The 14,472-nt window shown below is 68.9% G+C and carries 12 protein-coding genes; 3 read left to right on the forward strand and 9 right to left on the reverse strand.

All coding sequences use genetic code 11. From position 1 onward, the window contains the following. Positions 1–55: 55 nt before the first annotated feature. Positions 56–1,600 carry a DNA polymerase Y family protein gene (locus VVR41_RS07660; RefSeq protein WP_368524250.1) on the reverse strand — a complete coding sequence of 515 codons (1,545 nt, stop codon included), beginning with the start codon at positions 1,598–1,600 and terminating at the stop codon, positions 56–58. A 1-nt stretch (position 1,601) separates the two neighbouring features. Continuing rightward, on the reverse strand, positions 1,602–2,336 hold the full coding sequence (locus VVR41_RS07665; protein ID WP_368524251.1) for a hypothetical protein: 735 nt from the start codon (positions 2,334–2,336) through the stop codon (positions 1,602–1,604). Between the two features lie 108 nt (positions 2,337–2,444). Between VVR41_RS07665 and VVR41_RS07670 the strand changes: the two genes are divergently transcribed. After that, on the forward strand, positions 2,445–2,873 hold the full coding sequence (locus tag VVR41_RS07670; protein ID WP_368524252.1) for a hypothetical protein: 429 nt from the start codon (positions 2,445–2,447) through the stop codon (positions 2,871–2,873). On the opposite strand, the gene VVR41_RS07675 is transcribed toward VVR41_RS07670, so the two are convergent. Genes VVR41_RS07675 through VVR41_RS07700 form a run of 6 tightly spaced genes read right to left on the reverse strand, consistent with a single transcriptional unit; the run spans position 2,870 to position 9,959 of the window. After that, positions 2,870–3,529: a response regulator transcription factor gene (locus tag VVR41_RS07675; RefSeq protein ID WP_321103125.1), complete on the reverse strand. Its 660-nt coding sequence runs from the start codon at positions 3,527–3,529 to the stop codon at positions 2,870–2,872. The two genes, VVR41_RS07670 and VVR41_RS07675, sit on opposite strands and share 4 nt — an antisense overlap. 14 nt (positions 3,530–3,543) lie before the next feature. Beyond that, the gene (locus tag VVR41_RS07680; protein ID WP_368524253.1) at positions 3,544–4,776 is read right to left on the reverse strand and encodes an alkylhydroperoxidase domain protein; all 1,233 of its coding nucleotides are present in this window, start codon (positions 4,774–4,776) and stop codon (positions 3,544–3,546) included. Beyond that, a complete protein-coding gene (locus VVR41_RS07685) occupies positions 4,769–6,421 on the reverse strand; it encodes a dipeptide ABC transporter ATP-binding protein (protein ID WP_368524254.1) in 1,653 nt (550 codons plus the stop codon). Before VVR41_RS07685 ends, VVR41_RS07680 begins: the two co-directional genes overlap by 8 nt. After that, positions 6,418–7,305, reverse strand: coding sequence for an ABC transporter permease (locus VVR41_RS07690; RefSeq protein ID WP_368524255.1), 888 nt, complete (start codon positions 7,303–7,305; stop codon positions 6,418–6,420). The genes VVR41_RS07685 and VVR41_RS07690 overlap by 4 nt, the downstream gene beginning before the upstream one ends. Beyond that, a complete protein-coding gene (locus VVR41_RS07695) occupies positions 7,302–8,237 on the reverse strand; it encodes an ABC transporter permease (RefSeq protein ID WP_321103118.1) in 936 nt (311 codons plus the stop codon). Before VVR41_RS07695 ends, VVR41_RS07690 begins: the two co-directional genes overlap by 4 nt. After that, entirely contained in the window at positions 8,238–9,959 is a 1,722-nt protein-coding gene (locus tag VVR41_RS07700; RefSeq protein ID WP_368524263.1) for a TIGR04028 family ABC transporter substrate-binding protein, read from the reverse strand. A 168-nt stretch (positions 9,960–10,127) separates the two neighbouring features. On the opposite strand from VVR41_RS07700, the gene VVR41_RS07705 reads away from it, so the two are divergent. After that, positions 10,128–12,044, forward strand: a complete 1,917-nt coding sequence (locus VVR41_RS07705; RefSeq protein WP_368524256.1) for an FAD/NAD(P)-binding protein — start codon at positions 10,128–10,130, stop codon at positions 12,042–12,044. Here VVR41_RS07705 and VVR41_RS07710 read toward each other — a convergent pair. Further along, positions 12,041–13,234, reverse strand: a complete 1,194-nt coding sequence (locus VVR41_RS07710; RefSeq protein WP_368524257.1) for a PspC domain-containing protein — start codon at positions 13,232–13,234, stop codon at positions 12,041–12,043. The two genes, VVR41_RS07705 and VVR41_RS07710, sit on opposite strands and share 4 nt — an antisense overlap. A 111-nt stretch (positions 13,235–13,345) precedes the next feature. Between VVR41_RS07710 and VVR41_RS07715 the strand changes: the two genes are divergently transcribed. After that, positions 13,346–14,458: a PspC domain-containing protein gene (locus VVR41_RS07715; RefSeq protein WP_368524258.1), complete on the forward strand. Its 1,113-nt coding sequence runs from the start codon at positions 13,346–13,348 to the stop codon at positions 14,456–14,458. Positions 14,459–14,472 lie beyond the last annotated feature (14 nt).

Consider the following 14,472-nt stretch of genomic DNA (forward strand, 5'->3'; position numbering starts at 1 on the left):
TCACCTAACACGGGCAGGACAGAATCCTGCGACGCTGCCCGTGTTAGGTGTTCGCCTAGTTGTACACCGCCTCCACGCGCCACCTCCCCCGCGTCCACGCCAAGAGCCACGCGGACACGCACTCGTCCTTGTCCCGTGTGCCCACAACCTGCAGCCGGGCCACCCGGTTCGGCCGGCTTGCCCACCAACCCTCGTCCACCGGCCACGGCCCCGCCCACCCCGTGACCAAGTAGCGGTGCTCACCCCAGGCCAACGCGTACGGCGCAGAGGTCAGCAGTGCTTCGGCGGTGACTCCGACGCGCGTGGCGGTGGCGTCGACAAGCGTGACCGCGGAAGCCGGGTGGTCGATGCCGCCACCGAGGCGCGCCGGAAGCGGGGCGGGAATAGCCCCTGGCCAGCGGGCCGGTGCGACTGGGGCGGGTTGTTCGCCGAACGGGACAAGCTCAATGCGCTCCGCGACACCTCGGCCGCCCACGTGCCGGGGCTGCAGCACGGCGTCGATGCCGAGCTGCGACTGGACGCGCTCCACCACGCGGCGCGCAGCATCGGTGCTCGTCCCGTCGGACCACAGCTCCCCGACGGCCTCGGGCGCGGCGAGCTCGAGCGGCTCGAGGATGAGCGAAACAATCGCGCCGGCCCCGCCGCTGGTCAGCCACCCGTCGAGCTGCCAGCGCACCCGGTCTGCGGTCGCCGCCTCCGTCAGCGCCTCGCGGGTCCGCCAGACCCGCTCGACCCGGGTGGAGTCAGCCAGTTCTGCGACCACCTTGAGCCGCAGGCAGTTGCTGCCGGCCTCTGTGAGGCGCTCGTGCAGCGCCGCCGCGAGCGCGCGGGCGGCGAACGCGGCCGCGTCTACCCGCTCGATCGGCTCCTCCGGGGTGACCGCGACGGCAAGGTCGGCCACCGGCAGCTCGGGGGCCACGCGGCGGTCGGGGGCCGCGCGCGCGATCCGGTGCAGGTGCATCCCGGCCGCGCCGAAGCGGGTGGTCATGGCCGTTGACGGCACCGCCGCGAGATCACCCAAGGTAACGATGCCCAGCTGCCCCAGCTCGTTGACGGTGTGCGGGTCCGCGCCGAGGGCCGCCTCGGCGAGCAACGTGCGCAGCGGGCGCGCCGCCAAAAACTCCCGCGACGCGCCGGCGGGGACCACGGCGGGAAAGCGCGTGGCGATGATGGCGGTGGACAACTCGTCTGCGACTCCGGCGGCGGCGTCGATGCCGCGGCGCGCGGCGGCGTCGATAAGCATCTCAGCGGCGAGGTCCTCCCCGCCGTGGAACGCTCCGGCCGCGGCAATGTCGACCACCACCAGCCCGGGACGGACCACCTCGACGCTCGCGGCGACATCGTCAAAACTCGCAGCCAAGGCGGCGAACATCCGCCCATCCCGGTCCGGGTTATCCTCCACCGCGCTCAGTGCGGGGGCGAGTGCTTGGGCGTGGCGCAGCTTCATCCCGCGGCGCACCCCGAGCTCGCGGGCTACAGGGGAACACGCCTTGATGCGGCGCTGCGCGACAATCGCAATGGGCTCGACGAGCTCATCGTCCGCTTCGAGGCGCGCCGCCTGCACGGGCCAGTCCGGAAACCAGATCGCGGCGACGCGCACGCTACCCCACCACCCGCAGTGACGGCTTTGCCTGGTTCGGGGCCGCGCCGAGCGTGACTACCCGGGAGGCGGCCCGGGCGCCCTTCGTCTCCACCCGCACGCGGATGTCGATGCCGCGGATCCGCCCCGTGCCCCGGCCGATGCCGTGGATGCCCGCCACCTCCCCTGTGACCTCGAGCGCCGGTGACGGTACGCGCGTGCCCACGGACACCAGCGCGGCGTTGCCCTTGCGCAGCTTGGCCAACAGCGGCCGGGCACGCACCGGAGATAGGTCGATGCGCTGCGGGCTGCGCAGCACCACCAGGTCGAGGCCCTCGGATAAGACCCCCGCCACGCTGAGCGGATCAAGGCCCGGGTCCGGGACCGCCACCACACGGTCCAGGTTCTCCGGAGCAATCCCGGCGTAGGACAACTCCGGCCACCCCACCACGCCTGCGAAGCCCCCGCTGCCTGTCACCTCGTCGAGGATCTCCACGATGAGCGCAGGGGTGTCGCTGCACGTGCTCACGGACCGGCGCGGCAGTCCACCTCCTGGAAAGAGCATTCGAAGCTCCTCCCCCAACCTGACCACGTCAACCGTTTCCGCAACCGGGCGCGCCACCTCCCCGCCCAGAGCAGACATACGGGAGCGCAGCTCCGCAATCTGCTCGGCACGGTCGAGATGGCCCAGGGCAGGCGACGCCGACTCGTCGGCCCCTTCGGCACCAGCCGCAACTCGAATAGGTGTTCCACTCACGCCGTTCAGTATGCACTCCACCCCGGACACGAGCAACACGCAAGGTCGAACACATTTTCTACTATCAGGGCTTATGGCGCCACCCGCAGCCGGGGTATCCTAACCCCCATGCTCTCTGCCCAGGACATCAACGCCCGAACTACCCCCATCCCCACGCCGGGGATAGTACGGGCGGGCGGTTCCGTCCTCGTCGGGATCTCCCTCGCCGTGTTGGTCAGCGCGGCCTCACCAGCCGTCATGCTCGGCATCGCCGCCGGGTCGGCCGCGCTCGCGGTGGCGCTCACGCTGGCGCACCCCTACCGCAGGGAGATGCGCCGCTTCGCGGAGGAGAAAAACGTGGCGCGGGTGCCGTCGATAAGCATGCTTGTGCCGCTCATGTTGTGGTGGCTCACCGCCATGCTGGCGCCTCTCGCGGCCCCGTGGCCGGGATGGGCAGTCCTTATCGCGTTCGTCGTCGCGGCCGCGCTCGCGTGGCTGCTCTATCCGCACGTGGACGGGTCACGGCGGCTTGCGTACGCGGACACGCCCGCTTCCTAATCCAGGTCCCGGTCCGCCGCCCACCGCGTCAGCTGGTGGCGGTTGGACATCTGAGTCTTGCGCAACACGTTCGAAGCGTGCGTCTCCACCGTCTTGACCGAGATAAACAGCTGCTCCCCGATCTCCTTGTAGGTGTAGCCGCGGGCTAGCAGGCGCAGCACCTCCAACTCCCTGCGGGTCAGGGCATCGACGACCGGGTCGTCGATCTTTTCCGGGGTGCCCTCCGGGTCCTCCACCACTCCCCCGGCGGCGAACGCGTCGAGTACGAAGCCCGCCAACCGGGCGGAGAAGTACGCATCCCCGTCGTGGACCTGCTCGATCGCCTCGGCGAGCTCCGCCCCGCCGATATTCTTGGTCACATAACCGCGGGCACCGGCGCGAATCAGGGCGATGACGTCCTCCGCCGCATCAGAGACGGACAGGGCCAGGAAACGCGGGCCCGGCTGGGTGCCGCGGATCACGGCGAGGCCGCCGCCGTCGGGCATGTGGACGTCGAGAAGCACCACGTCCGGGCGGGTTTCCTCGATACCTGCAATGGCCGGGGCCACCGCACCCGCCTCGCCGACTATCTCGACCCGCTCGGCGAGCTCGGCAAGCTCAGCGCGCACGCCGGCGCGGAAGACAGAGTGATCATCAACGAGGAAGACACGGACCATACGCCCAAGGATAGCTAGCGGAAGCGCTTCGGAACGTCAGGTGCTCCCAACGTGAGCATCAGCCGATTGGCCCAGTTGAAAAACGACGCTGAGTTGATCACGTCGAGCACCGCCAGATCATCGAGGCCCGCCTCGCGCAGCTGATTGACGTGCGCGGCGGAAAACTCCGCCGGGGTCGCGGTCAGCGCCACGGAGGCGTCGCGGATCGCGGACCACACCGGCGAACCAAGATCCGCCCCGATGCCCTCGTCGAGCAGGCGGTCGATCGCCGCGGCGTCCCCGCCCTCCTCCTTCGAGCGGGCCTGGTGCACGGAGGCGCAGAACTCGCAGCCGTTGAAACGCGAGACCACCGTAGCGGCGAGCTCGCGCTCGGCACGTCCCAGGCCACCGTCGGTGTTGTAGAAGATGTCCAAGTCTGTCAGCGTGCGTGCCTTCAGCGCGTCCGGGTCGCGGGCCAGCAAGCGGAAGTACTCGGAGTCGATCCGCTGCGGCTGAATCAGCGCGTCGCGGTGGTGGTCGGTGAATTCATCTTTCGGCAGGGCCGCGAGCCACGGCTTCCAGCCCAGCGAGTGCGCCACGAATCTCTCCGGGGCGACGACCTCGGGCAGCAGCGTGCGCGGGCCCGGCACCCAGCCGGGGTCGGCCACGCCGGGCACCCGGCTCGCCTGTGCAGCGCCATCTGCGAGGGCAGACTGCCCCACCACCGTGGCCACACCGTGGACAACGCGCAGCTGGAAGGCGAGGAAGGAAATCAGCTGCGCCAGCGACACGATCGCGTCGTCGCTGAAGCCCTCCTCCTGCAGGTGCCCGATCGCCGCCGGGGAGGCGTCCTTCGGGTGGAAGGTGAGCAGGTGCGCGAAATCCAGTGCCGCCGCGAGCTGCGCCGGAACACCGGGCAGGTCAGCGTCGCCAAAGGTGACGAACCCGCCAGAGGTATACGGCCCGGTGGAGGCACCCTTCTCGACGGCCGCGTCAACCCCGCGCGCCAGCTCCTCCGGGTCCTGGCCGAGGTCGTCTTCCTCCGCCAGCAACTCCCGGTAGAACTCGTAGCCCCGCGCGCTGCCGGAAATCCCGGCGACGAACGCGGCCACGGCGTAGCGCCAGGACTGCGGAAGATCACCCGGCTCCGCGGGTTCAAGGAGGGCACGGAAACTCACCTGGGCGTTCTCCGCGGCCTCGGGGCGCTTCAGGCGCAGCTGCGCGATCTCCGAGGAGGCGTCGGCAAGCAAGTTGATCAGGTCAGACAACGTATTCTCCTAATTCTCGGGCGCGGAAGATGGTGCCCGGGATTGCGTCGATAAGCGTGCGGGTGACGTCCGCCTGCGGGAGGCTGAACACGTCCTCGGTGATCCCGGACTCGACCTGCCGGCCCCGGCTGAACACGCTGACGGTGTCCGAGACCTGCTTGACCACCGCAAGGTCATGGGAAATGAACAGGTAGGTCAGCCCGAGCTCGGCCTGCAGGTCCTCCAGCAGGCGCAAGATCTGGGCCTGCACCGTCACATCGAGCGCGGAGACAGCCTCGTCGAGGACCACAAGCTCCGGCTCCACGATGAGCGCGCGGGCAATCGCGACACGCTGACGCTGCCCACCGGACAGCTCGGCGGGGCCCCGGGACGCGAGCGCGGGGTCGAGCGCGACGCGATCGAGGAACTCGCGGGCGTGCCTGCGCGCCACCGACCCCCGTTTGCTCTGGAGGTAGCGCACGGGCTCAGCGACGATGTCCTCCACCGTCATGCGCGGGTCGAGGGAAGAGAAGGGGTTCTGGTGCACCATCTGGATGCGCGAGCGCAGCTGGCGAGTGAGCTTCGCGCTCGGCCGGGTGATGTCTATGCCGTCGAAGGTGATCGATCCCGCGCTCGGCGCGCCGAACATGGAAATCGCCCGCCCCGTGGTGGTCTTGCCCGACCCCGATTCGCCCACCAGCGCGTGGGTCGAACCGCGGGCAACGTCGAAGCTCACGCCGTCGACGGCGGTGAAGTCGCCGAAGACAACCTGCAGATCGCGGACGGAAAGCAGAACGTCCTCGCTCGGGGGCGGGCGGTGTCCCGCGTTGGAGGCTGTGAGCGAGGGGGCGTCGGCAAGCAAGCGCCGCGAGTACTCCTGCTGCGGGTTGGACAACACCGCATCCGCCGGGCCCTTCTCGACGACGCGACCGTTTTCCATGATCACGATGTCGTCGGCGCGATCGCCCGCCACCGCAAGATCGTGGGTGATGAGCAGAACCGCGAGACCGAGCTCGAGGCGCATGCGATCGAGCAGGTCAAGGATTGTCTTTTGCACCGTGACGTCGAGCGCGGACGTCGGCTCGTCCGCGATGAGCACCTCCGGCTCGAGCGCGACCGCGGCGGCGATGAGGACGCGCTGCTTCATCCCGCCGGACAGCTCGTGCGGATATTGCCCGTAGCGGCGCTCGGGGTCGTCGATGCCGACCTCGTTCAGCAACTCGAGCGCGCGTTTCTTGCGCTGCGCCCGGTTACCGATGCCGTGGATTTCCATCCCCTCTTCGATCGAGGCGCCGATGGTTTTGAGCGGGTTGAGCGAGTTGTTCGGGTCCTGCGGCACCAACCCGATGTGCGCGCCGCGCAACGCACGCCACTGCGCCGGCGTGTACCCGCTTGTGTCCTCGCCGCGGAACACGACGGACCCGCTGCGCACGGAAGCGGTATGGCCGAGCAAGCCCACCGCCGCCAGCGCGGAGGTGGTTTTGCCGGACCCCGACTCGCCGACGAGCGCGGTCATCCGCCCCGGACGCAGCTCGAAGCCCACGCCCTCGATGGCGCGAACGGCACCGTTTCCGCTGGTGTAATCAACGGTCAAGCCGGACACGGAGAGGACGGCGTCCGACGCCTCAGCGCCAAGCGCTCCCTGCGTAGTGACGACAGTGCTCATCGCAATCCCTCCACACCGATGTTGCGCGACAGGCGGTTCGCCGACATCACGGTCGCGGCGATAGCCAGGCCTGGCAGGGCGATGGTCCACCACGCGAACGCCATGAAGTCGCGGCCTTCGGCGATGATCAGGCCCCACTCCGGCACGGGCGGCGGCGCGCCGTAGCCGAGGAAGCCGAGAATGGACAGCTGGAGCACGGCGGTGCCGAACTGCAGGGCCGCAAGTGCGATGACCGGGGTCAGGGAGTTCGGCAGTACGTGGCGCACCAGCGCCTGCGCCTTGGTCGCGCCGGAGCCGTAGGCGGCTTCGACGTAGTCGGCGTTGGCCACCGTCATCACCTGGGCGCGCGCCAGTCGGGCGAACGCGGCGATGGTGGTCACGCCGACGGCGAACGCCGCCTGCAGGGATCCGAAGCCGAGGACGATGATGAGCGAGAGCGACAAGAGGATGCCCGGGATGGCCAAGAAGACGTCGACAAGCCGCATGACCGCGGTGTCGACCCACCCGCGCAGCGCCCCGGCGATCAGCCCTAAGGCGGTGCCAGCGACGAGGCCGACCAGCACGGCGAGTGCGGCGCCGAACAGGGACTGCCGCGCCCCGTACACCACGCGGGAGTAGAGGTCGCGGCCCACAGAGTCGGTGCCGAACCAGTGCTCCGCGCTCGGGGGCAGCAGCGCGACATCGGTGCCCGCGTACGGGTCGGCCGAGGCGAACAGGCCCGGGACCGCGGCCCAGAGAACCGCTACCGCGAGCACGGCAATCGCCGCCAGAGAACCGGGCGCGGTCCAGCGCGCGGAGGTGCGCGACGGATGCGCACCCCGTGTGCTCCCTGCGCCCCTCCCACCCCGGGGACGGCGGGCCACCTGCATCAACGCATCGGTCATGATCGCTCCTTACGACGCAAACGGACATCCAACACCGGGTAGAGCATGTCGACGATGAAGTTGATCACCACGTACGCCACAGCGGCGAGCAGGACCACTCCGAGCAGCACCGGGGTGTCGCGGCTGGACACCGCGGTGACCACGAGCGAGCCCAGGCCGGTGCGGCCGTAGACCGTCTCGGTGACCACGGCACCGCTGATGAGCTCGCCGAACAACAGACCCGCCATCGTCAGCGCGGGAAGCGTGGCGTTGCGCAGCACGTTGCCCCAGAAGATCCGCGCCTCACTCGCACCGCGAGCGCGCAGAACCTGGACGAAAGGCTGGGCCTTGACCTCGTCGATCGAGCGGATCAGCACCTGGATCAGCGGGGCCGCCATGGGAACCACCAGCGTCAGCGTCGGCAGCACGAGCCCTTCGACGGGACCTGGGTCGATCACGTTGACCCAGCCGAGGCGGAAGGAGAAGAACTGCAGCAGCAGGATCGCTACCCAGAACCCGGGCAGGGAGACGAGGAAGGACGGCAACGACCGGAAGAAGTCCCCCACGGCGCCCATCCGGGGCAACGTCGCCACGTAGGCGACGGCGAGGGCGACAAGGATCGCCAGGCCGACGGACGTCGCGGCGAGCGCGAACGTGTGGGGCGCTGCCTCGGCAATCAGGTCGGCCACCGGGGTGCCGGTCCGCAGCGAGTAGCCGAGGTCGCCGGCGAGGAAGCCACCGAGGGCGGTAACATACTGCACGAGCACGGGCTTATCGACGCCCATCTCAGTCCGGATCGCCTCAATCTCCTCCTGGGACAGGCCCAGCGCCGGGTCGGCGTAGCGGGCCATGACGCCGTCGGAGGGCAGTGCCGAGAGCAGGAAGAAGGCGACGGTGTAGGCGAGCAGCAGAACCACGAGTGCCTGCGCGAGCCTGCGCACGATGTAGCTCATTTAGGTGTCCTCCCCACTGCGCTGCTCCCCCGGGTCTCCCGGGCGCGCGTCCTCGACGTAGACGCCGTAGAACGACGGCCGCGCCACAGCATCGGTGCGGAACCCCTTCAACCGGCCGGACGTGGCGTAGACCTGCGGTTCCTCGAACAACGGCAGGGCGTACGCCTGCTCGGTGACGTAGTCCTGGACCGCCTCAACAGCGGCGGCACGCTCAGCGTCATCGCTCAACGACACAGTGTGCGCGAGCAGGTCCTCGAGGCGCTGATCTGCGATCTCGCCTTTTCCTCCGCCGATCGGCGAGTTGATGAACACGTCGCGCGCGGTGGCCGAATACAGCGAGTTGATGGCGCCGTAGTCCGCGCGGGCGACCATGGAGTGGTAGATCTGGATCTTCTCCTGGTCCTTCGCGTCGGCGTTCTGGCTGGCGTTGTCGCCAGAATTGATGACTAGCTCGACGCCGATGGCTCGCAGCTGATCCTGGATCATGGTCTGGACTTCGCGCGAGCGCGGCTGTGGGCCGGCGATGTTGACGCGCAGTGAAAGCCGCTCACCGTCTTTCTGGACAATCCCGTCTGGGCCGGGGGTCCACCCGGCTTCCGCGAGCAGGTGACGCGCTTGGTCGGGGTCGAAGACGTACGCGGACGGATCCTGCGCCTTGTAGCCGAGTCCGCTCGCCGCCACCGTGGAGGTCGCCAGCGGGTAGGACGGGGAAAACAGCACGCGCAGGATCTCCTCGCGGTTGATGCCGTGGAAGAGTGCCCGCCGCACCCGGATGTCCTGGAGCAGAGGGTGGTTGAAGCGCAGGGCGAGCTGGTTGTTCATGGAGTTCGTGCCGCGCGAGTAGATCTCCGCGCCGGCGTTTTCCATGTAGCGCTCCGCTGGGGCGGTGATGCTGCGCGCGATATCCGCTTGGCCGGAGAGCACCGCGCCGGTGCGCATCGATTCCTCGGGGGCGAGCTTGTAGCGGACACCGCCGATGCGTGCTGGGCCCTGGTGCTCGTGTGAGGGCGGCGCCCAGTTGTAGTCCTCGCGCGCACGCAGCGTCAGCTCGGCGCCGAGCTGCTCGTCGCTGATGACAAACGGCCCGGAGCCGATGACGTTGACGGCGTTGCCGGGGCCGAATTCCTCGTTACCCATGGCCAGGCTGGAGTCGGCGAGCAGGCCGGCGTTGTACACGGACACGGCCTGGGCGAACCCGGGGGCGGGCTCGGTGAAGTGGAAGCGCACGGTGTCGTTGTCGACCACCTCGCCGCGGTCGTAGCCGGTGATCTGCTCCGATGCGCTGAGCAGGCGTGATGTGTCGCCCTTGCCGTAGAGGTCGATGTTGTCGACGATGTTCTGCGCGGTCATCGGGCTGCCGTCGGAGTACGTCACGTCGGTGCGGATATCAAAGGTGAACTCCGTGGCGTCGGCGTTGACCTCCGGCAGGCTCGTCGCAATCCACGGTTTCAGTTCGAGGGTGTCCGGATCCTGGTACAGCAGCCTGTCGGTGATCTGGTTGACCACGCCGCCGTTCGGGTAGAAGCCTGCGGCGGGCGGATACAAGGAGGTGAACCAGTTCGGCTCGAGGTAAGTGATCATCTCCTCGCCGGGGTTATCGCCGGATTCCCCGGAGGCCGGACCCGTGGCCGAGTCCACTGCCGGTGCGCACGCCGCAAGGAGGCTGCTCCCCACGAGCACGGCGACGGCGGCGGCCACCCGCCGGGCCGTCGCCGTGCTCATCCGTTCCCGCGCGGCGCTCACGGCGCGCTATCCTTCGTCTCGGCTTGCATAGCGTGGAATGTACCATAAATAGACGAATCAGTTTAATGAGGTTGAACTAATCGGTCTATTTCGGACATTGTCAGCCAATGCTAGGCCCAGATTAAGGACACAGGTACAGTGACCCACATGCATTCAGTTATCGCACTTATAGGTATGGGACCTCGCGGTATTTCCGCCGTCGAGCGTATCGCAGCCTACGCCGCCGATCTCCCCGCCCGCCCGTTGACGCTCCACCTGATCGACGACTCCGAAATCGGCGCGGGCCGAGTTTGGGAGACAGATCAGTCTAGAACGCTGTGCATGAACACCTTGGCCGGCGCGGTTACCTTGTTCACCGAGCCCGGCTCCACGGTCGGCGGCCGCGTGCTTGAGGGCCCCACCATGTTCGAGTGGATCCAGCTCATGCGCGGCGAGCGCGACGCAGTGCCCGCCCCCGCACGCACGCTTTTCGACGCCCACCCGGTCAACCCGGCACTCAGCGAGCAGTACGCCGAAGAGATCGCCGTAACGCGCACCGAGTCCAACCCCTCCCGCGCCCTGTACGGCGAGTACCTGCGCTGGGTGTTTGACATCGCGCTTGCCCAGCTGCCCGACTACGTCGACGTGGTCACCCACCGCGCGCGTGCCGCGCGCATCACCGACGACGCCGAGCGCGACGTCATCGAACTCGACAACGGCACGACCGTCACCGCCGACGCCACTGTCCTGGCTACCGGCTGGGTCCTGCCGACCCGCTCCACGCCGCCCGCCGGCGGCGGAGTGTGGGTCGAGCCGGACAACCCCATCGAGCAGGACGCCACCGCCCTGCCCGCCGGCGAGAACGTCATCGTCCGCGGCCTGGGTATGGGCTTTTTCGACCTCATGGCCCTGGTCACCATCGACCGCGGCGGCCGCTTCGAGGAGGATCCGGAGACCCGCTCGGGTCTGCGCTACGTCGCGTCCGGCCGCGAGCCGCACCTCGTGGTCACCTCTGGCCGCGGATACCCGTACCTTCCCAAGTCCGAGTACCTCGCGCTGCCGCCGGACGGCACGCTCGAGCGCCACCAGCGCGTCCTCGCCGAGCTGGCAGGGTCGAGCGAGCCCATCTCGTTTGGCACCCAGATCTGGCCGGCGCTGGCGCGCGACACCTACGCCGCCTACTACCGCACGCTCCACCAGGCGCGCCCGCAGGAGCTGCGCGTCGAGCTGGACGAGATCATCCGCCGCATCGACGCGGCCGACCTCGAGGCTGTCGCCTCCGCTGACGACATCATGGCCGTATCTGGCGCGCTCAACGAGGCGCTACGCGGCACCGCAGAGGTCGAGTTCGACCTCACCGAGTGGATCGACCCGCTGCACGGCACCGAAGCGCTCAGCGTCGACGAGCTCGGCGAGTTTGTCACCTCCCACATGGAACGCGACATCGCCGAGGCCGTCGCCGCGTGGGATTCCCCGGTCAAGGCCGCGCTGTGGGAGATCTCCACGGCGCGCAAGCCCACGACGATCGCGGTGGAAAACGGCCGCGGTACTGAGGCAGACCGCCTCGGCTCCCTGCAGGAGTACATGGCCTTCGGCCAGATGGTGGGATCGGGCCCGCCGTTGTTCCGCACCCGCGAGTTGCTCGCGCTTTACGACGCCGGCCTGGTCACCTTCCTCGGCGACCAGCCGGTGCTCGAGGCCGCCGAGTCCGGCTACATCGCAACCAGCGGCAACCGCAGCGCCACGGCCCCAGTGCTTGCTGACGCCTTCCTGCCCGGCCCCGACATCCGCCGCACTCCGGACCCGCTGACGGGCTCGCTTGTCGACGCCCACCGCATCCGCCCCTTCGCACCCCACGGCATCCCGACCGCGGCCCCGGAGACCGATGCGGCGACCCGGCGCGTGGTGCGCGAGGACGGCAGCCTCGACCCGCGCCTCCACATCATCGGCATCCCCACCGCCGGGCAGTGGGCCGACACGACGATCTCGCCGATGCCGGGTACGGACGCCCCCTTCCTCCAGGAGACGGACAAGGTGGCAGCATCCCTGCTGCAGGCGGCCGGCCTGGGTGAGCAGCGCAGCTAAACCGCCATACTGAGCACCACTTCGGTGCCGTTGCCGGCGGCGCGCGAGATCGTGGCGCTGCCCCCGGCGCGCTCCATACGCCCAATGATGGAGTCGCGCACCCCGTGCCGGTCCGGCGGGATCGCGTCAGCGTCGAACCCCACGCCGCGGTCGCGGATGTACACGGACAGCTCCCCGGCGAGGTGCTCGGCATAGACGTCAACCTGGTCCACACCGGCGTGCTTGGCGGCGTTGACCATCGCCTCGCGCGCGGCGAGAACCACCGGCTCCGTGGCGAGGCTGTAGTCCATGTCGTCGCCGACCGTGACCGGCCGGATTGTCACGCCGTGGAGGTCTTCAACCTCGCCTGCCGCCTTGGCCAGGGCTCCGAAAAGCGTGAGGGTGTCCTCGGGGGCCGCGTCGGCGTCGAAAAGCCATGCCCGCAGTTCGCGCTCCTGGCTGCGCGCCAGGCGGGCAACCTCGGCGGGGTCGGCGGCGCGCTTCTGGATCAGCGCCAGCGTCTGGAGCACAGAGTCGTGCAGACGCGAGGCGATCTCGGAGCGTTGATCCGCCATCGCCTTTGCCTTCCGCTCCTCCATGAGCGAGTTTGCCAGGCGCACCACCAGCGGGATGACCAGCAGAGATATCCCGAAGATCGTGGCGAGCACCGCCACCACCACTCCGGTCGTCCCCGCCGTGTCCCCGAGCAACGCGATCGCCACGACCCCGCCCATCACGAGCGTGACTCCGAGGCAGAGCGCCAAGAGGTTGGGGACGGAGGACAGCCCGCGGTCGTACGCCTGCCACGCGACGAGAGCGCCCACCGCGACCACGCCGAGGACGAACACCACCACGCCGCTGTACCCACTCACCAGCGACAGTTGGATGGCCGCACCCGCCACCCCGATGGCGACGAGAAGATAGTAGGCGGCGCGCGGCCACGTATCGCCCGCCCCCTGTGCACCCGCAGCAGCCGTGGGCGCGTCCGCATGGCTGCGCAGCGGGGTGAACACCCACAGCAGCGCGTAGAGAGTCAAGCCGAGCCCGCCTGCGAACGCCGCGAGAGTAAACGCCACCCGCACCCACCGCACGCTGATTCCGAAGTGCTCCGCCAGCCCCGCGGCGGCGCCGGCGACGACCCTCCCCGATCGGGCGCGGGTCAGTGTGGGGTAGAGCTGCGGAGGAGCAGGTAGAGAAGGCGTGGAAGGCATGCCCCTGATTCTCCCACGCGGGTGCCAAACGCAAATCAGGGAAATCCCCGAATTCAAAATTCAGGGCGTCTCCCGATAGGAACCGTGCCGTGCCTGGCTAACAATGGAGCCATGGACAACAACACGACCCCCACCTCCCCACCACCCGCCCCCGACACACGCGACACTCTGCACGAGCTCTGGAACACCCTCCCGCCGCGCATCCCGAAGTCCCAAGGCAGCAACGCCATGCTCGGTGGTGTGTGCGAGGGCATCGGCGCCCGCTACGGTGTCGACCCCGTGCTGATCCGCCTCTTCTTCGTCGCACTCACCTTCGCCTTTGGCGGCGGCCTGTTCATCTACCTCTTGTTCTTCCTTGTCATGCCGCGCTTCGGCACCACGGTCTCCCCGTGGCGCGCGATCAACACCCCCAAAGACCGGCTCGACAAAGTGGGCAAATCCGAGCGCGACAACGGCTGGGCACTGATCATCGCCCTGGTCATCTTCTTCCCCACGCTTTCGCTTAACGACGGCGGGTGGGCCGCATCCTCCCTCTTCACCGTCGTCCTAGCCCTCGCCGGTGTCTACGCCCTCCACCGGCGCCAGCCAGTCCCGCCCGAGGGATTGCTCGCCCGCCCGGCGGGTGGATCGACACTGTGGCAGCCGACCCGCAGCGTGGACACCACCCATCTCAGCGTCCCGGAGGGCTACACCCACCCGGCCGCCGCACGCCCGGCCCCGCCGAGCTGGGATCCGCTGGGCACCGCCCCCGAGCTGTGGCACCTGCCAGATCTGCCGGCGGAGGAGCCAGAGCCTCAGCCCCGGCGCCGCAGCCGCGGTGCGACGATCCTCTCCGTCCTCGGTCTCGCCCTGGTCTTGGGGATCATCTCGACCGCGTTCGCAGCCGCTATGGGCTTTATCTTCTACCGCTCCGACGAGGTCGGTGACGTCGAGTACACCGTGACCAACAACCTGCAGGACCGGTACGACTCCTCCATCGGCACGACCGTTCTCGATCTCAGCGATCTCGCCCCCTTGGACGAGCCCCGCACCGTAGCCGTCGAGCACAGCATCGGCACCGTGGAAATCATCCCGCCGGACAACGTGCGCGTGGAGCTCGCCTGCGACGTCTCCCTCGGCTCAGACAACTGCCCCGCCGTGCTCAACCCGGACGCCCCGGGCGATCCGCTACGCCTCGACGTGGACCTCTCCATCGGCACCGTCAGTACCGTCGGCGCTAGCTAGTACCGGTCGACGTT

It is taken from the genome of Corynebacterium sp. LK2510 (assembly GCF_040946405.1).
GTDB lineage: Bacteria > Actinomycetota > Actinomycetes > Mycobacteriales > Mycobacteriaceae > Corynebacterium.